The 20,502-nt window shown below is 47.6% G+C and carries 15 protein-coding genes; 10 read left to right on the top strand and 5 right to left on the bottom strand.

The genetic code is table 11. The features are described 5' to 3' along the window. Nucleotides 1–2 precede the first annotated feature (2 nt). The 3 genes from D829_RS0119025 to D829_RS34085 all read left to right on the top strand — a co-directional run bounded on the left by D829_RS0119025 (nt 3) and on the right by D829_RS34085 (nt 6,339). Nucleotides 3–4,973: a DUF4132 domain-containing protein gene (locus tag D829_RS0119025; RefSeq protein ID WP_017690514.1), complete on the top strand. Its 4,971-nt coding sequence runs from the start codon at nt 3–5 to the stop codon at nt 4,971–4,973. Nucleotides 4,974–5,353: 380 nt separating this feature from the next. Next, on the top strand, nt 5,354–5,785 hold the full coding sequence (locus D829_RS34090) for a WXG100 family type VII secretion target (RefSeq protein ID WP_017690513.1): 432 nt from the start codon (nt 5,354–5,356) through the stop codon (nt 5,783–5,785). Beyond that, a complete protein-coding gene (locus D829_RS34085) occupies nt 5,728–6,339 on the top strand; it encodes a hypothetical protein (RefSeq protein ID WP_241230796.1) in 612 nt (203 codons plus the stop codon). Before D829_RS34090 ends, D829_RS34085 begins: the two co-directional genes overlap by 58 nt. Nucleotides 6,340–6,602: 263 nt before the next feature. On the opposite strand, the gene D829_RS0119015 is transcribed toward D829_RS34085, so the two are convergent. The 3 genes from D829_RS0119015 to D829_RS0119000 all read right to left on the bottom strand — a co-directional run bounded on the left by D829_RS0119015 (nt 6,603) and on the right by D829_RS0119000 (nt 9,110). After that, on the bottom strand, nt 6,603–7,391 hold the full coding sequence (locus tag D829_RS0119015) for a formate/nitrite transporter family protein (protein ID WP_017690511.1): 789 nt from the start codon (nt 7,389–7,391) through the stop codon (nt 6,603–6,605). A gap of 75 nt (nt 7,392–7,466) precedes the next feature. After that, entirely contained in the window at nt 7,467–7,727 is a 261-nt protein-coding gene (locus tag D829_RS0119010; protein ID WP_017690510.1) for a hypothetical protein, read from the bottom strand. 393 nt (nt 7,728–8,120) lie between these two features. Further along, nucleotides 8,121–9,110: a zinc-binding dehydrogenase gene (locus D829_RS0119000; protein ID WP_017690508.1), complete on the bottom strand. Its 990-nt coding sequence runs from the start codon at nt 9,108–9,110 to the stop codon at nt 8,121–8,123. Between the two features lie 181 nt (nt 9,111–9,291). Between D829_RS0119000 and D829_RS0118995 the strand changes: the two genes are divergently transcribed. The 4 genes from D829_RS0118995 to D829_RS0118980 all read left to right on the top strand — a co-directional run bounded on the left by D829_RS0118995 (nt 9,292) and on the right by D829_RS0118980 (nt 12,763). After that, nucleotides 9,292–10,152, top strand: a complete 861-nt coding sequence (locus tag D829_RS0118995) for a LysR family transcriptional regulator (RefSeq protein WP_017690507.1) — start codon at nt 9,292–9,294, stop codon at nt 10,150–10,152. Nucleotides 10,153–10,166: 14 nt separating this feature from the next. Continuing rightward, a complete protein-coding gene (locus D829_RS0118990; RefSeq protein ID WP_017690506.1) occupies nt 10,167–11,267 on the top strand; it encodes a beta-eliminating lyase-related protein in 1,101 nt (366 codons plus the stop codon). 115 nt (nt 11,268–11,382) lie between these two features. Next, the gene (locus tag D829_RS0118985; RefSeq protein WP_017690505.1) at nt 11,383–11,853 is read left to right on the top strand and encodes an SMI1/KNR4 family protein; all 471 of its coding nucleotides are present in this window, start codon (nt 11,383–11,385) and stop codon (nt 11,851–11,853) included. Nucleotides 11,854–11,884: 31 nt separating this feature from the next. Continuing rightward, a complete protein-coding gene (locus D829_RS0118980) occupies nt 11,885–12,763 on the top strand; it encodes a LysR family transcriptional regulator (protein ID WP_017690504.1) in 879 nt (292 codons plus the stop codon). Here D829_RS0118980 and D829_RS0118975 read toward each other — a convergent pair. Both D829_RS0118975 and D829_RS0118970 read right to left on the bottom strand, forming a co-directional pair. Then, nucleotides 12,760–13,749 (bottom strand): aldo/keto reductase family protein, encoded by a 990-nt coding sequence (locus D829_RS0118975; RefSeq protein ID WP_017690503.1) that lies wholly within the window; start codon nt 13,747–13,749, stop codon nt 12,760–12,762. The two genes, D829_RS0118980 and D829_RS0118975, sit on opposite strands and share 4 nt — an antisense overlap. A 105-nt stretch (nt 13,750–13,854) precedes the next feature. Further along, the gene (locus tag D829_RS0118970) at nt 13,855–14,889 is read right to left on the bottom strand and encodes a PocR ligand-binding domain-containing protein (RefSeq protein ID WP_017690502.1); all 1,035 of its coding nucleotides are present in this window, start codon (nt 14,887–14,889) and stop codon (nt 13,855–13,857) included. Between the two features lie 304 nt (nt 14,890–15,193). Here D829_RS0118970 and D829_RS0118960 point away from each other — a divergent pair, with 304 nt between their 5' ends. From D829_RS0118960 to D829_RS0118950, 3 genes are all read left to right on the top strand, one after another. Then, nucleotides 15,194–16,336, top strand: a complete 1,143-nt coding sequence (locus tag D829_RS0118960; RefSeq protein ID WP_017690500.1) for a glycerol dehydrogenase — start codon at nt 15,194–15,196, stop codon at nt 16,334–16,336. Beyond that, nucleotides 16,336–18,105, top strand: a complete 1,770-nt coding sequence (gene dhaK / locus D829_RS33000) for a dihydroxyacetone kinase subunit DhaK (protein ID WP_017690499.1) — start codon at nt 16,336–16,338, stop codon at nt 18,103–18,105. Before D829_RS0118960 ends, dhaK begins: the two co-directional genes overlap by 1 nt. Before the next feature lie 233 nt (nt 18,106–18,338). Further along, nucleotides 18,339–20,486 (top strand): hypothetical protein, encoded by a 2,148-nt coding sequence (locus D829_RS0118950; RefSeq protein WP_017690498.1) that lies wholly within the window; start codon nt 18,339–18,341, stop codon nt 20,484–20,486. Nucleotides 20,487–20,502 lie beyond the last annotated feature (16 nt).

Below are 20,502 nucleotides of genomic sequence, written 5' to 3'. Positions count from 1 at the left end.
GGATGAATCAGGAAGAGCAAGTACAGGTGTATATGGATGGATTGCAGGAAAGAGCCAAGTCGTTAACGGGGGTACAGCTCGAGTTGGCAAACTATGTTGTGGAGATCGCCGGGTCTACCTATTTGCGTGGAGACGAAAAGATGTTTTTGAATACTGATGAGTTGCTTGGAAGGTTGGCTGCAGAAACGCAGAAACCATTATTCCAGCCACTATTGGATGTGCTCCAGCATCTGGCGAGCGAGTCATTGGTTGCACGATTCCGTTATATTGCAGAGCGTGGGACTCGTTTCCCATACAGTAACAACTATGAACGCCGGCCTTTTCGCACATCCGATCCGGAGCAGCATGTAGAACAGGTCATTCGCAAACTGATGGGATTGTTCCGTATGGAAATGAAAAATTTCTCCCTAGAAGAATATGTGTCACTTCGTGAGTACAAGCTGGATTATTTGCATGAGATCCGTTCGGTACTGCCGGATTGTATTGCTTATGAACTGGATCATCAGGGCGGAGATATGAAGCAGGCACTGCATGATATTATATATGGTGACAATCAGACAGCGTTGTTAACCCATGAAATGATCAAAGGTATATTCATGAGCGATCAGGCGGATGCCTACCAGATGGTGGGTGAGTTGCTCGTTGCAGCAAGGTTACAGGAAGGGCTGCGCCAAAGCATTGTGGAGCGGATGGATGAAGGGACACTGGAAGCCTATATTTACATATTAAAAATCATTATCGACAACAACCTGATTCGTTTCAGTTCCGTTGTAAGAGCGCTTGCCGTATGGACGGGGATCGGCATAGAAGCAGCTAACCAGCGTGTTGCCGCACAGTTGATTGAACAGGCCTATGAGTCCCTTGTGCAACCAGAAGTACGCGAGGCCTGGCAGCAGGAAGCGAACGCCAACAAACTCTTTATCAGTTTGTGGGCGACAGCGGTCATTGAAGAGAATGAATTGAAGAGCAAGATAATCGAGATTATGGATCAAGGTCAGTTATATCAGAAGATTGTTGCCCAATACGTACTGGCTAACAGCCAGAACAGGGAGCTTCGTTTGCACATTGCACGTCGTTATCTGGAGGCGCAGGATACTGAGTTGATGCACTGGATTGTGACAAACTATGATGCGATGTATATGTACAACTGGAGTTTCGAGAATGGAGAGAATCAGCGTAGCGTGTACGTGTGGCCATTGCCTGCTCTGGGAGATAAGGCCTTGCGGCGCCAGGACTTTGATCGGTTCAAACAGATGCTGGCTGCCATTCCAAAAGGCGGGTCAGGTGGACCGTCGGGTGTACTTGAGTATGTTAACTACCGGATTGATACGGATGATGTAGTCAAGAAAATGTTATATTTGGCCGCTTATGATATGGACCCGGAGTGGATCGGGGAGGTCATTGCAATCAAGGACCGTTTAAGCCCGGAACTGCGCGGAGAACTGTTGTCCCAGTTTGTTCAGCATCCCGATAATGAGGTGCAAAGAGAGTTTGTGTTTGAGAGTTTGTCTGATAAAAGCATCAGTAATCGGGAGAGTGCACTCGCCAAGGCGAAGCGGCTCACGTTGACGGTTGAAGAGATGAAACAGATGGAGGCGTTGATGAAGCTCAAGACTGGCTCACTTCGTCAGAAGGTCATCCATGTATTGTTACTGCAACCCGTGGACCAATTGACCATCTCACTGAAGCGACTTTTGCAGGCCAAGAGTGAACTGCAGCGCTTGGGTGCGCTAGAATTATTGACCGAGATTGCGGTAGATCCAGAGCGGATAGATCAGCAGGAGCAATTGCAGCCATTGGCGCAGCTGATTGAGACACCCACTGCCAAGGAACAGAAACTGCTGGATAAGCTGACCGATCAGGGGAGTCGTTACACAGCCTCTAATGGATTTGGTTTATTTGATCCGAAGCGACGTGAGCCATTGCTGGATGAGAAGCGTGATCTCAAGGGCCATAATCCGAAGGATATCTTTACACTCTTTCTGGATAAGACCAGACCATTTCTGGAGGGACTTAGTGAATTAGTGCATGAACACAGGGATTATGAGTATCAAGTGGAATACTACGCTGGCTATAAAGACACATTGTTAGTCGGAGCGAGTCTTCGCTCCAAGGTTCCATATGGAGAGCGGAATGAAATGAAGCAGATGGAACAGTTTCCGCTTCATGACGTATGGGAGAACTATATTCAACATGCCGGGTTCAGCAGTGTGGAACTGATGCAGCTATACATGGCTATACAGCTTCGGGAGTTCAATGGCAATTTGAGCGACCATTACAGTTATTTCCGTGAGCAGTATGACTATGACGAATTGCAGAAGATTCCGTTATTGGAAGGCTGGCGCAAGTCGTTTACCGAACAGATCTATCCTCTGGATGACATCGAAAAGCTGCAGCAGATGCTGGATTCGTTAACGTATAAGGATCAGGTAATGGCACTGATATCGGCGGCATTTCTGGATAGCGATCCGATCGACACGTTTGAAATAGCTGAGAAAACCTGGGCCTCCATCATCGCGAGTATGCCTGCTGATCGACTCGAGAAAGAGTCAGGCATGCTTCATATTCTGACTGGACCTTGGAATTATGTAGTTCGTAGCAAAATCCATGACGACAACAGCTTCAAACGTTTCTTCCAGACAGCTTACCAGTTCACCAGTCTTGTAGAGAGTAGTCAACCGCTGTCTCTACTGTCACTTGAAGATTTTCTGCGTGCGTACCAGTTGAACCTGATTGATGATCAAGAGATATATCGACAGGTGCTGGTCGGTGGGAATCGTCTGTTGTTTATTCGGGACTTAACATCCACTCGTACAGAAGTGATCGCGAGTGATCCAAAGCTTGTTCAATTGCGAGATGCGGTGGTCGATCGCATTCTGGAGATTGAGCTTACTCGGGGTGAACTATCCACAGAAGTAAGTACACTTGCCATGAAACTGAATCGAATTGAAGGCATGGAACACTGGGTACATCTGGTCTCTGCGATGGATCAGGATACATTTGTCCGTGGATATATCTATAGTTATGGGGACAACACAACACGTAAAGAGACGTTTAGCTATCTAATTCAGAATGGTCATCCACGGGATGGAGAGGATGAGAAGCGTCTTGGGGAATTGCTCCAGAAGTATCCGGTGAATGAGAAAAAATTACTGGAAGCAGCCATGTACGCCCCGCAGTGGATGGAGATTGTAGCGAAATATCTGGGATGGGAAGGTCTTCGCAGTGCGGCCTGGTACTTCCATGCCCATATCAATGAACGCTTTACTGCGGAGAAAGAAACCATCGTGGCCCACTATTCTCCAATCTCGCCACAGGACTTCAATGAAGGTGCGTTTGATATCGCGTGGTTCGAAGAGGCCTATGCTGCTGTCGGGGAGGAACGGTTCAATCTGTTATACGATTGCGCCAAGTACATTTCCGGGGGAGCTAACCACCGCAGATCCCAATTGTTCGCAGATGCTGCACTGGGCAAGCTTCGATTGGACGATATGCGTGAGTCCGTGTCAGACAAGCGAAACAAGGATCATTTGTTAACCTACAGCCTGATCCCATTCGCGGCTAATCGGGAACAGGATCTGCGTGAGCGATACGACTTCATTCAGAAGTTTCTGATGCAGAGCAAACAATTCGGTGCACAACGCCGTGCCAGTGAAGGTGTGGCATCACAGATTGCACTGGGCAATCTTGCTCGTAATGCAGGTTATGCTGATGTTACGCGGCTGATGTGGGACATGGAAGCACGTAAGTTGGATGAGATGAAATCTTTCTTTGAACCTCATGCATTGGATGCTGACACGACAGCGCAATTGGTCATCGATGAGGAAGGCCAACCCGAGATGGTTATCGTTAGCAAAGGTAAGACACTCAAATCTGTACCTGCCCGGTTCAAAAAAGATGGATATATCGCTGAACTGAAAGAGCTCAAATCGGATCTGGTGGATCAGTATCGCCGGGCACGACAGGAGCTGGAACGCTCGATGACTGCTGGAACGTCATTTACACGTCAGGAAATTGCCAGTCTGATGCAAAATCCGGTTATACAACCGCTGGTAAGAACACTTGTATTCCAGTCAGGTGACAAGACTGGACGATTCGATGTATCGACCAGTGGTTTGGTTGCTCCAGGACCGGAGGGTACGATCCATGCACTATCGGAACAGGATCAACTGTTGATTGCTCATTCGCTTCATCTGTATCAGAGCGGAAGCTGGAGTGAATTCCAGCGGGATCTGTTCACCCGTCAGGAGCGTCAGCCGTTCAAGCAGGTATTCCGTGAGCTGTATCTTCCTAACGAGGACGAATTGGCTAATGGTACGGTGTCCCGCCGATATGCCGGGTATCAGATTCAACCGAAAAAAGCAGTAGCTCTGCTTAAAGGACGCCAATGGACTGTCAGTTATGAAGAAGGTCTGCAGAAGGTAAGCTATGAGCACAATCTGATTGCGAATCTCTATGCCATGGCAGATTGGTTCTCACCAGCAGATACCGAGGCACCTACCTTGGAGACGGTGCAGTTCTACGATCGTAAGAGCTACAAACCTGTAGCGCTGCAAGATGTGCCGCTGACGTTCTTCTCGGAAGTTATGCGTGATATCGATCTGGTGGTCAGCGTTGCACATGTGGGAGGCGTAGATCCGGAAGCCAGCCTGACAACAATAGAGATGCGTCACGTCATTGTGAACGAGTCGTTGCGTCTGCTGAAGATTGACAATGTACGTCTGGATGGGAATTACGCGCGGATTGATGGTGAATTGGGTGAGTATGCTGTTCATCTGGGTAGTGGCAATGTGTTCAAACAAGCCACAGGTGCGCTCCAGATTGTACCGGTGCACAGCCAGCATCGGGGCCGAATCTTCCTGCCATTCCTCGATGAAGATCCGAGAACGGCTGAGATTCTGTCCAAGGTGATGTTGCTTGCCGAAGATAAAAAGATCAAGGACCCGCAGATTCTTGCACAGTTACAGAACTAGGAAACCAGATGTGGGTATGGACGCAGATTCGTTTCGGTATGCAATACCTTCCCGATCTGCCACAATCTTTCGTTGGATTGCGTAATTGGTAGTAGGATGTTGACTCAAGATTAGCCATTATGGGTACAGATTGAGTAATGGACATGGTAAAATACATGTAGAGTTATTTCAAGTTTGATGTATCAAACAAGTCCGATCCCAGGATCGGGCTTTTACATAACCTTTTACTGTTAGTAGAAAAGGAGCATACGTTGGACATGTTAGTCTCTGCATATCGGGAACAGGATCATGACAAGTTAGTCGAGATCTGGGAGAGTGCTGTTCGGGCAACACATTGGTTAACCACGGGATATAAATGACCACGAAGGGGAGTGTGCAGGATGACACAGATCAAGGTGACACCGGAACAACTGGAGACGGTCAGTGGGCAGTTCGCTGAGGCACATCAGCAATTATCGGGCTTCATGTCTACATTGGACGGCAAGATGAGTGTCATGCGCAGCAACTGGGATGGGATGGAGCGTGAGCGTTTTTATAACGATTATTCAACGGCTCAAGGCACGATGAAATCTGTTCTGGAACTGGTTCTGTCCATTCAGTCGGAGCTTAAGAAGATTGCCGAGCGTTTCCGCACGACAGATGAAGAGGCGGTGAGCCAGGCAATCATGACGGCGCTGACCGCAGCGCGGGCGCTATCAACCATGGGCAAAAATAAAGGCGATGATCTGGACAAAACGCCAGGTCCACCAAGAACATGGATGAATGGGATGAGAAGGATGCCGAGAAATACCAGAACTATGAGGAAATGCTGAAGAAAGCCAAAGAGATGGGTGACGAAGAACTGGCGCAGCAGATTCAGGCCAGTATGAACATCATTCGGCTTCAGTATGAAGATGTAATCTATCAGACTGACCCCAATACGGGCAAGACGGTAAAAATAACCGAGGATTCCATCGTAGGTACGTATCAGGTGAAAAGCGACAAGGGCGAAACAACCACCATCAGTCTGGATAAACAGGGCAATGTGGTGGACTATAGCAAGGATACGGAAAAGTATAGGTATTCGGAGCAAACGCACACGACTAGTCAAGGAGAGCATCTCTTTGGCAAAGCGGCACAAACGGCTACAGCCTACGGGATTGGTCTGCTGCTCACAAGCAAGACGGGCTCTGCCTTTACAGAACATGCCACTGGACTTGGTTCTTCCTTCGTTGCGGACAAGTTCCTGTTCTCTGTACCGGAAGAAGGCGAGACACGTACGATGATCTACCGGACCAATAAGGACACAGGCAAAATCGAGAATATGATCGTGGTCACGCGCGGCGACAACGATATTGAATATACTCCGTGGCTAGAGTACTTCTAAGCCACGGATGGGGTTGGCAAGCGGACAACACAGGCTACCTGATTGCGGCCTGCTTGCCGACCCACAGCATGGAGCCATGTGGTTGTGTATCACATGGCTATGCGTGTGGAGGGCAGGCGGCTTATCCGTGAGCCTGCCCATAGAGAAACACCCCGGCAACCTTCTCCCTGAGATGGGAAGGATGCCGGGGTGTTTTGGATTCTCCTTACCGATTAGCCACGGTCGAAGGACCGGGCCGGAAGGGAATCTTTTTTTGCCAGAGATTAATGTGTCTCTTCATCCAGAAACGGTTTGTTCACCGCATAATACATAAAGCCCATCAGCAGCACACCGCCCACCAGATTACCCAAAGTCACGGGAACCAGGTTGTGAAGAACACCTTCAAATGAGATCGTCCCCGGGTGGTTCAGCACAAGTGCAATCGCGAACGTACACATATTGGCGATGCTGTGCTCGTATCCCGAGATGAAGAAGCAGAACACAAAGAGCATCATGGCAAACATTTTGGCTCCATTCTCCTTCATGAACATTGGGACAAAGAACGCCATACATACAAGCCAGTTACACAGAATTCCCCTGAAAAAGAGCTGCATGGTCGGAACTTCCATTTTGTGCTCCACCACGCTTAACAGAAAACCGTTCACCTGGGACGAGTCGAACAATCCGGTCAGGTAGATTAACAAGGCAAACACGGCTGCGCCCATCAGGTTACCGCTATAACTCGCGATCCACAGCTTGATGACTTCGAACCAGCGCAGTTTCTTGCGCAGCGCGGCATACGTGTAATAAAACGTATTGCCCGTGAACAGGTCACCCCCGCCATAGGCGATCAGAATGATAGCCGCGCCAAACGTAATTGCCGCCATCGGATAGGTGAACGGGGACTGCTCCATATAAAAGAAGTTACCTGTCTTAAACGCCACGATGACGCCGAATCCGATAAACATACTGGCCAGCATGGAGCGTGCAAGGTACCTGATTAAACTTTGTTTATAAATCTTGTGTTTCTTCAGAGCTAGTTGTTCCACGTTGCGTAAAGCTTCCGTTTCCATAATTCTCCTCCAATAACATGATGTCTTGCTTACCATTATAACGAAATTATGGAAATTGGGGAGGGGGAACTTGGTTTATTGATTATAACTTCCTTGTTTCGAATACAGTACCCGCATTGCAGAAGAGCCAAAATCAGGATCGGATTGAAGCGATTCTAACGCGGATGCTGCACCATTAACTTGTTGATGTGCAACAAGAATAGCAAAGGCCGCTTCTCTGACTAATATGTAGGCATTTCCCTCCAGAACTTCCTGAGCCAATTGGATCTCGGCTTCCGTTCCTTCAGAGTCCATCAGTTTGCGAACCAATTCGACCAAATGTAATGGATTGTTCATAACGATACCTCCTGAATGATTCATAGCGTGAACAAACTAGTCTTTCATGGGCTGATTCAATGGATCATACGTGATGAGCACCGGTAAAAATTTGGGCTCAAGCATCAGACTAATGAGTTGTTCGTCTTGATCAGTATAAGAAATGATATAGTTCCCGAAATGAGACTCGTAGATGAAGTCTTGGAATTGAAAGGAATGTTCGGGATATTTTATCTTCACATATAACGTAGTTACTCCTCGGGCTAAGGTTTCTTTTAATACAGGAATTTGGGCCAAAATGATAATAGCAATAAGAACAATTAGTATACGTTTAGCGAGACTAGTCAGATGGATTCACCCCATTATCGTAAATCAATTTTCAACAATTCATGAAGGCCCATCTCAAAATAGATGTCACTCCATAAGTATAGCCAGATTACCAAATTGCTCGCCTTTTTCCATACGTTCGAATGCGTTTGCTACGTCTTGCAACGGATATACGCTATCGATCACAGGATGTATATCATATTGCTCCACCCATTGCAGCATCTGGATAAATTCCTCACGGCTACCCATAGAGGTGCCGATCAGACTGATCTGCGGGAAGAAGATAGAGCGAATTGGTATGGTCAGATCATCCCCCGAGCTTGCACCATACATCACGATACGTGCACCTGGTCTGATTATATCAAAATATTTCGGGAACATGGCTTGTCCGATGCTATCCAAGATGATGTCCACAGGTTCCAGATCGTTCTGCCAACGCCAATCGGCATGACTATCCAATGCATGGGTAGCACCCAAGCGCAGTGCCTCATTTCTTTTGGCTTCACTTCTGGAGGTGACGGTCACCTTGGCACCAGCCGCTACCGCCATCAGCAGGGCATAGGTCGCTACACCACCGCCAATGCCAGGAATGAGCACATGTTCACCTTTCTTCAATACGCCGCGAGTGAATAAGGCGCGATAGGCCGTCAGCGCTGAAAGGGACAACACGCCTGCTTCCTCCCAGGATAGATGGGCTGGCTTAGGCAGGGCATTTTCAGCAGGCAACGTTATATATTGAGCCAGTGTTCCATCCGAAGGACCACCAACAATATCGGGCACGATGGGCACGTTATTCGCAAATTCCCAACCGAGCGTAGGATGGATAATGACTTCATTTCCTATCGTAAACCCTCTTACGTTTTCGCCAATCCCTACGATAATACCTGCCCCATCAGAACCGGGAATGAGTGGGATGTCCTGAGGGCCGCGTCCTGCCATGATGAATAGATCCCGATGGTTGATACCAGCGTATTTTAATTGAATCTGCACTTCCCCGGCTTCTGGTGCTCGTGAGATTGACTCTGTATATTGAAGACCTGCAAGGCCGCTCTGGGCCGAATGGACAATAGCTTTCATGTTTAATATTCCTCCTGTCAGTGTAGCCAGATTTCACTACTGAGCCTCATTGTACAGACGGAGCAGATTCACGTAAAATGAACAAAAATGATTGTCAGTATCATTGAAAATAATAGATAAGCACTTTGCATGAATCGGATGATGCAGAATGCCGATATAACGACGAGCAGGTGATCAGGATATGGATGCAGGTGATTTGAAAATATTTCAGGCGGTTGCCCGCGAAGGTAGTATCAGTAAAGCTGCGCTCGCACTCAATTATGTGCAGTCCAATGTAACCACACGAATTAAGCAGTTGGAGACTCAACTGCAAGTACCGCTATTTCATCGTTCCAATCGAGGGATGTCGCTCACACCAGCGGGCGAGAACCTGCTTGGGTATGCGGATAGAATATTGGATTTATTATATGAAGCAGAGCAGGCTACACAAGTGGGTAACCCACCAGCTGGCATGCTTCGTCTGGGTGCCATAGAGACAGCGGCTTCTACTTTTCTGACGCCGCTCCTGGCTGAATATACTTCATGCTACCCGGAGGTACAGCATTCGCTTGTCACGGGTGGGACTCATGAGCTGAACCAGAAGGTGATTCAACATGAATTGCATGGCGCATTAATATATGGCCCAATTGATCATCCTGAGCTGAACTATATGAAGATGTATGACGAGGAATTGGTGTTGATCGCTGAACCTGGAGCGCATGAGATGTACACGTTATTGTCCAGGCCGATGTTGTTTTTTGAGATCGGATGCACTCATCGCGATCAGGCGGAATCCTTTTTGAAAGATCAGGGTATCCACGCGCTTAACATCATGGAATATGGAACACTGGACACGATTCTGAATGGTGTATCTGCCGGGCTCGGTGTATCATTGTTGCCACGTTCTTCGGTTACCAAAGCAGAAATAAGAGGCGAGATCGCGGTGATGTCTTTGCCTGATCCCTATTGCCGGTTGGAAGTAGGATTTGTGTATTCCCGTGGTGAACATATATCTAGTGCGTTGAGCGCTTTGGTACAGATCATTACAGAACCAGAACTATAAAGGAGTGAGTGATCTTGGAGGATACTACGTTAACGCTCGCGGAAGCATTTAGTCAGGCAGACTTTATTGTAGGTGGTCATGGCAGTCGCCAAGTGAAGGTACTTCAGAACGTACTGGACCAGATCGATGGGGAGTTGTTCAGTGACCACTACGGGAACGGCCCACTCATTGAAGAATTTCAGCAACAGATGGCTGACGTTCTCGGCAAGGAATCGGCGGTGTTTTTCCCAAGTGGAACGATGGCACAGCAGATTGCATTACGGATCTGGTGTGACCGCAAAGGGATAAAGCGAGTAGCTTACCACCCTCTGTGTCATCTGGAAATCCATGAGGAAGACGGATTGAAAGAGTTACACCAGATTGAATCGATTTTGCTTGCGGACAAGGATCGTTTAATTCGTTTGCAAGATGTACAAGCGCTTGATCAGGATATTGCCTGCCTGCTGCTGGAACTTCCGCAACGTGAGATTGGTGGGCAATTGCCAGCATATGAAGAACTGGAAGCGATCTCGGCCTATTGCCGTGAACGCGGGATTAAGCTGCATCTGGACGGGGCACGCCTGTTTGAGATCACTCCCTATTATCAGAAAACGCCTGCGGAGATTTGCAGTCTGTTTGATACGGTGTATGTTTCCTTTTACAAAGGCATTGGAGGTATTGCGGGGGCTATATTGGCGGGTGATCCGGATGTGATGCAAGAATCGAAAGTATGGAAACGTCGGCACGGCGGAGATCTGATCGGCTTGTATCCGTATATTCTGAGTTCTCAGTATTATTTCAATGAACGGATTGGCAAAATGGAGCTTTATTACGAGCAGGCTCAAGAACTCGCCTCCCTACTGAATGCGTGTCACGGGATACATACCTTACCCGAGGTGCCGGTATCGAATATGTTCCATGTACACTTTGCGCTCGCTGCTGCCGAAGTTGAACCCATTCTTGTGCAAATGGCTCAGCAGCGTGGCATAGGAATGACTTCATATCTGAACAAAACGAGTGGGAATAGCTGTTCTTTTGAATATTCTGCAGGTGATCGTTATGAGAAAGTTCCCCAGGACAAGCTGCGTGCAGCACTGGAATGGCTGGATCAAGAGTTGCGTAAACAGGTGAGATAACAAGATGATTTTAATGTTCAACTTGCTTTTTTGGGTAAGGTGTTGCGCTTCAAGCAAAACTATTGAATTCACAACGGCTGATCAGTGGGGAAAGGTACCTTAAGGGGGAGTTCAAGTGGCATCGATAGAATTGCAACCGATTCGTGATCTTTTGGTAAAAGCCTACGATACAACAATGGGAGAAGGATGTACTCCTGAGACGCAACAGAGCATTGAGGATTTTGAGCAAAAGCATAACGTGAGACTGCCCGCAGCGTATCGCGCACTTTTGCTTGAGTTCGGTGCATGTAACTTCGGCGACCCTGCCTTGTATTCGGTGAAAGAACTGAGCTGGGCTTATCCCGATTTTCTGGAAGTGTACCGTGAAGTTGAGAAAGAATACGAGCTGCCAGCTGACCTCCAGCCTTTCCCTATTGGTGGATTTGGTGAAGGAAGTATGGCTATACTGGATCAAAGTTCAGGCAAGGTGCTGATGTTGATTCACGATGCAGGAGAACTACCTCTTCAGGAGATTGCTGTGGACTTTAATGAATTAATGAAGATGCTGGCTGAGTCGGCAATCTGGGTTCAGGAACAGATGAATTAACAAGGTAGAGGGAAGGAAGCGCAATCGACGTATGGATATTCGAAAGTTAAGATACTTTATCACCGTGGCAGAGGAGCTTCATTTCCACCGTGCAGCGGAGAAATTAAACATGACGCAACCACCGTTGAGCCAGCAGATTCAGAATCTGGAGGAAGAACTCGGTGTGAAGTTGTTGGAGCGCACTAGAAAAATGGTTCGTCTCACACCAGCGGGTGCCGTATTTCTGGAACAGGCCAGACTCATCATGGCCCAACTAGATCGATCCATTCAGCTCACGCAAAAGGCAGACCAGGGCATCATCGGGCATGTATCCGTAGCCTTCGTAGATTCGGCTTCGGGGAGCATCATGGTGGATGTCCTTAGGAAATTTCGCGCTGCATATCCGCAGATTGAATTGACGCTGCGTGAGATGACTTCGTCCCAACAATTGCAGGCCCTGGAAGACGGACAGATTCATATTGGATTTTTGCGATATCAGGAAGATACTCGTCATGTCTCGTTCCGTCCCTGTCAGATGGAAACGTTGATTGCCGTATTGCCAGATCATCACCCGTTGGCTTCTCAGACTCAAGTTTCAATTCGAGAACTGGCGGATGAAGATTTTATTTTATTCCCAAGGCACCTCGGTTCTCCGTTCCATCGTCTCGTTCTGGATTATTGCAGGGAGCATGGCGTAGACCCTCGAATTACACAGGAAGCGATCCAGATGTATACGATTGTGAATCTCGTTGCGGCGGGAATGGGCATTTCCATTGTTCCGTCATCGGTGAATGTGTTCCAGCGAAAGGGTGTAGTCTTTCTTCCATTACAAGAAAATCCGCCCTCCGTACCGTTGTACACGGCATGGCGGACGGATATGAATCAGGAAGTGGTATCCCGCTTTATGAACTTTGTTGATGAATGTGTTTAACCCGTCTTGGCTGGATCACGCTCAATCCATGGATTCAATATTTCGTCGATGCGAGTCATGATCGCAGAGTCCAGTTTCACACCGGAGGCTTTTACATTTTCCAATACCTGCTCTGGTCGGGATGCACCGATAATAACGGAACTCACATACGAATGTTGTAGAACCCACGCCACAGCGAGTTGAGGAAGAGTTAGACCAATCTCTTTAGCGAGTGGAACAAGTTGTTGCACAGCGGTAAGAACATCTTCACGTAACCACTGACCAGCCAGTTTATTGAAAAAGGGTGCTCCCGCCTCAGCAGCTGCACGTGATCCGGTGGGCAATGCTTCGTTAGGCGCATATTTGCCTGATAGTATACCCTGAGCCAGAGGAGACCATGTAATCTGCCCAAGTCCTGCTTGGTCGCTTGCAGGTACGACTTCTTGCTCAATCACACGCCACAACATCGAATATTGGGGCTGGCTTGCAATAAAGGGCACATGAAGTTCCCGCGCCAAAGCGGCTCCTCGTGCAATCTGATCCGCGTTCCATTCGCTTACGCCAATGTAATGAACTTTGCCCTGACGCACCAGATCGGAGAATGCCACAAACGTCTCTTCCAGCGGAGTATTGTAGTCATAACGGTGAGCGTAATAGACATCGATATAATCAGTCTGTAGCCGCCGCAATGAACCATTGCAGGCTTCCATGATGTGTTTACGTGAAAGTCCGCGGTCATTATGACCTGTGCCGGTTGGGTGACAGACTTTGGTGCACAGTTCAATACTTTCTCTTCGTATATCCTTAAGAGCCTGTCCCAGTACGGTTTCTGCCTTGGTATTGGAGTACACGTCTGCGGTATCAAATGTGGTAATACCTGCCTCCAATGCGGTTCGCACACAAGCTTCTGCTATTCCATCCTCGACTTGCGCTCCATGCGTAATCCAGTTGCCGAGTGAAATCTCACTGACGGTTAATCCACTGTTTCCTAATTTGCGATATTTCATTCATGTCGCCTCCCTAAGTCATCTGGACTCCATTGTAACTTTGGCAGATTAATAGGTGAAATATCTTTTAACCTCATCTTTGATACGAAAAAAGTATCAGTGAACCTACATTTTCTCTTGGAGGTATTTGCGATAGAGAGCAGGCGTAATCTCCTCGAACTTTTTGAATATTTTGATAAAATATCCCGATTCATTAAATCCCAACTCATCACTGATCTGTGAGACAGGCATGTCGGTCACCTCCAGCAATTGCTTGGCCCACTTAATCTTGAGTTTTGCCAGGTAGGTGGTGAAGTTCTCGCCCGTTTCCTTGGCAAACAGTCTGCTGAAATAACTCGGACTCAGGTGGCATAGATCGGCCATTTGTTTGAGTGAAACCTGCTCACTTTTGTGACTGTGAATGTATTCAAAAGCAGGCTGAAGTATCGGACTGGAGCTTTCCGTGTCACTTGGGCTGTTCTTGAGATAGGCATCCGCTATCGCATTGGTCATCTCTTTTTTGATCGACTCGATATTACGAATGGAGTAACCCGGTAGAATGGTGGAGAGGTTCAGAGACTCCTGATTGCCTGAAGCTTTCTCGAACATTTCAACTAACAGATTTTTGTTGAGCGCTTCTTCTACAATATAGTTGCAGAGCAGGGATAACATGTTGGAGATTTTCACAATCTCTTCATAGGTCATCACAGGCAGCTGGGCGTAATCGTCCTTTAATTCCTCCAGCTTGGCTGCATGCATGGGTACGTTTTTGGACGTGACAATTTGCTCCAATTCACTACCCTGTTCCGGGTCGGCGAGTTTCACTTGTCCTGCCATGACGGCACCGATATATTTGCCATCAATCGTGATCGGAATCGCGATATCAATAATATTGAAATGGCATAGATACACATAAGGCTCATTCAATCGGACCGCTTCCAGACCACCACGAGAATCACATTTTTGGCAGTAGGGGAGCAGCTCGGGGTCTTTACGCACATTCTGACAGAAGGCCTGACAGCTGCTGTGACTGGTTACGGGAATGCCTTTATAATCCACGGTGAGGATCGCGAGTTTGGTTACTGTTGCGAGAGAATCTTGTAGACGCTTCCATTTATTAAGGTCGAGAATTTTATTGATATGCAGATATTCTTTAATCATTCGTGCAACCTCCATATTTAACCTGATTCATGATTTAGGTCGTTAAAAGTTAGCAAGTTGTACATATTAAGATGTAAGGATGACGGGTAATGTATAATGGGAGGTCAAAATTCAACCATCTCATGACAATAACATACCATGATTGCGCTAAAAAGCAAAAAATTACGATTGTAAATTATAATAATTTGTTATCAAAGTCCACTGTAAACCTGCTGCTCATGCGTTATATTAAGGTCAATTGTAAGAAATTAAAATTTGATGTAATCACTACACCAATTCATATCATTAGGAGGCATATATTATTATGAGAAAAGCATTTATCAGCCCAACCAAATATGTACAAGGCGAAGACGAATTGTTGAACTTGGGGTACTTTGTTAAATCCTTCGGAGAATCTGCCTTGCTGATTGCACATCCGGATGATGTACAGCGTGTCAAAGCAAAGCTTGATGCAACAGCAGAGAAATTCAATATTACATTTGTTGAAAGCGGTTTTAAAGGGGAATGTTCCCGTGAGGAAGTTGCTCGTCTGCAAGCGATCGCGAAGGAAAAAGGATGTGACTCTACCATCGGTCTTGGTGGCGGTAAAGCGATCGATGCTGCGAAATGTGTAGCTGAAGGCGAAGCACTGATCATCTGCCCAACGATTGCGGCAACAGACGCACCGACAAGTCACTCCGCTGTATTGTACACACCGGATGGTTCTTTCGATGACTATGCTTACTTCAAACAAAGCCCAAGTGTGGTTCTCGTTGATACAACCGTAATTGCCAATGCACCAACACGTTTCCTCGTATCCGGTATGGGAGATGCGCTCTCTACATACTTCGAAGCAAGAGCAACAGCGAAATCCTATTCCCGTGTAAACGCAAGTCTGCCAATGGGTTCCCGCGAAGGATACACACCATCTGCAGTAGGTACCAATGCGGCGCTTGCACTGGCAAAACTGTGTTATGAAATGCTGCTGACTGACGGTGCAAAAGCAAAAGTAGCGAGTGACAGCAACGTTGTGACACAAGCGCTGGAAAACATCGTTGAGACCAATATTCTGTTGTCTGGTCTTGGATTCGAAAGTGGTGGGCTGGCCGCAGCACATGCGATTCACAACGGTTTGACTGTTCTGGAAGGCACACATCATTTCTTCCACGGTGAAAAAGTATCCTTCGGTACGATTGCACAACTCGTCCTTGAAAATGCACCAACCGAAGAGCTGCATGAAGTCATGGACTTCTGTCTCGAAGTGGGACTGCCGATCAGCTTGGCGGATATCGGTGTAGATACGATTAGTCAGGAGGAACTGTTGAAAGTTGCAGAGATCGCTTGTATTCCGGAAGAATCCATTCACGCGATGCCATTCCCAATCACCGTTCCTGAAGTGGCTGCTGCCATTGCAGCGGCTGACCGCATGGGCCGTGAGTACAAAGCAGCTCGCCGGGAGGTAAAATAATGAAGAAAATTATTAACCAGGCCGAACATGTTGTTATGGAAATGTGCAACGGGATTGCGCTTGCACACCCGGAGCTTGAATTTCTGAAAAAATATAAAGTCATCAAACGCAGAGAGATTCAGGCTGATAAAGTCAGCCTGATCAGTGGTGGCGGCAGCGGACATGAACCTGCTCACGCTGGTTATGTGGGTAAAGGGATGCTGGATGCAGCGGTATGTGGAGATGTATTCGCATCTCCTTCCCAAATCCAGGTGTATCAAGCGATCAAGGCAACAGCCAGCAACAAGGGTACACTTCTGATCATCAAGAACTACAGCGGCGACATGATGAACTTCAAGAATGCAGCGCATCTGGCTGAAGAAGATGGCATCGACGTACAATATGTGCGGGTTGAGGATGACATTGCTGTGCAAGACAGCCTGTATACGGTAGGACGTCGGGGTGTTGCTGGAACCGTATTTGTTCACAAAATTGCCGGAGCCGCAGCAGAAGAAGGTCGTAGTCTGGCAGATGTGAAACTCGTTGCCGAAAAAGCAGCCAAGAACGTACGCAGTATTGGATTCGGGTTCACATCCTGTACCGTGCCTGCCAAAGGCACGCCTACATTCGAGATTGCTGAAGATGAAATGGAATTCGGCGTAGGGATTCATGGTGAGCCAGGTATTCGACGTGAGAAATTGGTATCAGCGGATGAATTGACAGGCCGCATGGTCGAAGCGTTGCTCGCTGACATGAAGCTGGATAAGGATGCTTCCGCTGAGATTGCGGTGCTCGTGAATGGTTTCGGTGCAACGCCACTGCAAGAACTGTACCTGCTCAACAATTCCGTTCAGCGTGAGCTTGCAGGACATGCAGGTCTGAAGGTTGCTACTACGTTTGTAGGCAACTACATGACAAGTATCGATATGGCGGGTGCGTCGGTTACGATCCTGAAACTGGATGAGGAACTTAAAACGCTGTTATTCAAGGAAAGTGATACCCCTGCGTTTAAAGTATCCGGTCCTCCAGTAGCACAAGTGGCGTATTCCGAAGCGCTGGAAGCTGTTGTGGGTGAAGATGTTCCCGTATCTTACGAAGTGGAGACAGATGCATCAGCTGCGGTAATCAAAGGCAATCAATTTTCACTGGACAATGTCGTCTACCTGATCGATAAAATGGGTGAGATCATCATCAAGAACGAAGTACCGTTCTGTGAACTGGATTCCCATGCCGGTGATGGCGATTTCGGTATGAGTGTGGCAAAAGGCTTCCGCCAGTTGAAACGCGAATGGAATCACATCATTAACGAAGATAAAAAAGACATCGGATCGTTCCTGGATGCATGTTCCTTAGTCATCATGGAATATTGTGGCGGCGCATCCGGGCCAATCTGGGGTTCGGCATTCCGTGCGGCTGGCAAAGCAGTAGGGGATAAACAGCAATTAAACGTTGCTGAATTCGCCGAGATGATCCATGCAGCGGTGCAAGGGATTCAGTCTACAGGAGAACGTTCCTTCGGACGTGGTGCCGTTGTAGGTGATAAAACCTTGATTGATGCACTCGTTCCGTGTGCCGATTCCTGGACACAAAGTGCGGAGTCTGGCGATGACTTCAAAACAGCATTTGCCAAAGGTGCAGCAGCGGCCGTTGAAGGTGCGAAGAAAACCGAAGACATCGTGGCACGTATGGGACGTGCAGGTGCCGTCGGCGATCGTAGTCTGGGCTACCCGGATGCTGGCGCGTATGCGCTGGGTGTTATTTTCACAGAATTATCCGAGTCGATGAAATAAGATAGAGTTAGTCAGCGTTTCAACTATGAATGATATGAGTCAAAAGTGACACAGGTAACGGCGTCAGACGTTAGGCGTCGTTATGTGTGCCTTTTTTTCGGCCATAGTAAGTCAAAATTTACATGTTATCATTTACACCTAAATTGAACAGCTTACTTTATGTTTATTCTTTGTATACACAACATGTATATGTCTGATTATTTATCATTTTATTTTTACTAAAGGAGTTTTATATGAGAACAGTCACATCATTCTTGAAAAAACCGCAGGGGTTGCTGGTTTTATCACTCGTTTTGGTCATTTTCGGCAGCTTGTTTGCTGGAATGTTCAACTCTTCCTTTTATTCCGTTAAGGTCAAAGAGATCAAATTCCAAGCCGATCACGGCACGCTGTCGGGTCTGCTCTATATGCCCAAAGGTGCTGGTGCAGATGATAAACGTCCGGTCATTATTACAACACATGGGTATCTGAATACCAAAGAAATGCAGGATGCACCTGCCATTGAAATGTCCAGACGCGGTTATATCGTGCTTGCACTGGATATGTACGACCACGGGGATTCCCGCTGGAGTGCAGATATTCCGGTGAAGGACCTGTTCGGTACGTTCTGGATTTACTCGCAGTTTGATGCCGCGAAATATATCTATGAGCAAGATTTCACCAAAAAGGATGAGCAAGGCAACGCATATGTAGCGGTCAGCGGCCATTCCATGGGCGGATTCTCCACCCTGTTATCGATGTACATGGATGAGATGACTGCACTGCAGACGGGACACCGTATGATCTACGCAGGTATCACGGCGGGTGCAGATTATTCCTACGCCGCAGCTGTTGCACCGCAGGATCAGCTTCAAGCAGCATTCGGCAGTCGTACCGTTGGTATGATTGCAGGTAAATATGATGAGTTTTTCTTCAACAAATCCGACGAAGAGAAGACTGCTGCCGAAAAAGAAATCATAGGAACGGTGATGCGCAAAGATTTTGCCACAACCGCTTCGGGTAAAGCGTTCCTTGGACTCGCGCCAGATGCACCGAGAGGAGAGACGGATCAGTTTACCAAAGTACCATCCGGTGATCTGACCGTGGATGGCAAAGTGGTGCGTGCTTCCCAGACGGGTGAACATATTATGTTTACGCCGAATCAAACGCACCCATGGAACCATTTCTCCAGTACAACGACTGGGCATTTGATCGACTTTTACGCGCATGCCTTTAATGGTGTAACGTCACCGAACCAGACGAATGTGAATCTGGATTCCGGCAATCAGATCTGGTGGGCGAAGGAAGCATTTAACTTTGTCGCGCTGATCGGATTCTTCCTGATGATTGTGCCGCTGATTACGTTGCTGCTCAGACTTCCGTTCTTGCGTAACGCGGCAACAGGCGAGATTGCAACCGTGTCCGCAGCGGTCAATGGAAAACAAAAAATAATGTATTGGCTCGCTATTGCATTTAGCACGCTGATCCCAGCAATCTTGTTCCCTACCTTAATGGATAAAGAGGCGAGTGGACTGAATGTACTCCGCATCATTGCTCTCGTTTTGCTGATCGTGAGTGTGCTTGGTGCCATCATTGGATTCATCGTGGCTGGAAGCAAGAAGAACGACTTTAAGGCAAGCCGCCGGATGAAAAATATCGCGGTGGGCAGTGTCCTTTTGGCTATCGTATCCCTGGGGATGTGGCTCGTCTTCCAATATGCAGGCCACATTGTTGTAACAAGCGCGTACTTCAACGAACCAACGACGAACCAGATCGTATACTGGGCGCTGGTATCGGCGTTAATTATGATTCTGGTGACCTTTGCCTTCCACTATTTCTCCAAAAAGGATGCAGGAACCCGTTTCAGCGATTATGGTATCAGCCTGAACCCTGTTACGATAATTGCCAGCCTGGTAACCGCAGTACTTGCGGTAGTCATCGGTTATGCGTTGCTGTTTGTAGTGCAGGCAATCTTCGGAACGGACTTCCGAATCTGGACGTTCGCAGTTCGTACGTTCGAAAGTGAACATTTCATTACCGCATTGCGTTATACACCATTCTTCCTGATCTATTACTTCGTCAGCGCAGTAGCTTTGAATGCCAATACACGCGGCAAACGTGGCGGCACATTCCTGGCCATGCTACTGAATGTTGGCGGGTTGGTGCTGTGGTTGCTGGTGCAATATGGCAAAGACTTTATGACAGGTGTGGCGTTGTATCCAGGTCAGGCATTGAATGGCATTTTGCTCTTTGCACTGGTGCCTTGTCTCATCATCGCCGCCGTGTATGCACGCAAATTGTTTGAAAAAACGAATAATGTATGGCTCGCCGCATTTGTGAACACATTATTGTTCACCATGGTTACGGTGGCGAATACCGCACTGTTCTGGAATTTGGTTTAACGTAAAAAGACATGGA

Origin of the sequence: Paenibacillus sp. PAMC 26794 (assembly GCF_000316035.1) — a bacterium.
Lineage (GTDB): Bacteria > Bacillota > Bacilli > Paenibacillales > Paenibacillaceae > Paenibacillus.
Note: the sequence above shows the minus strand (reverse complement) of the source record. Positions and strands in the feature narration are given on the sequence as shown.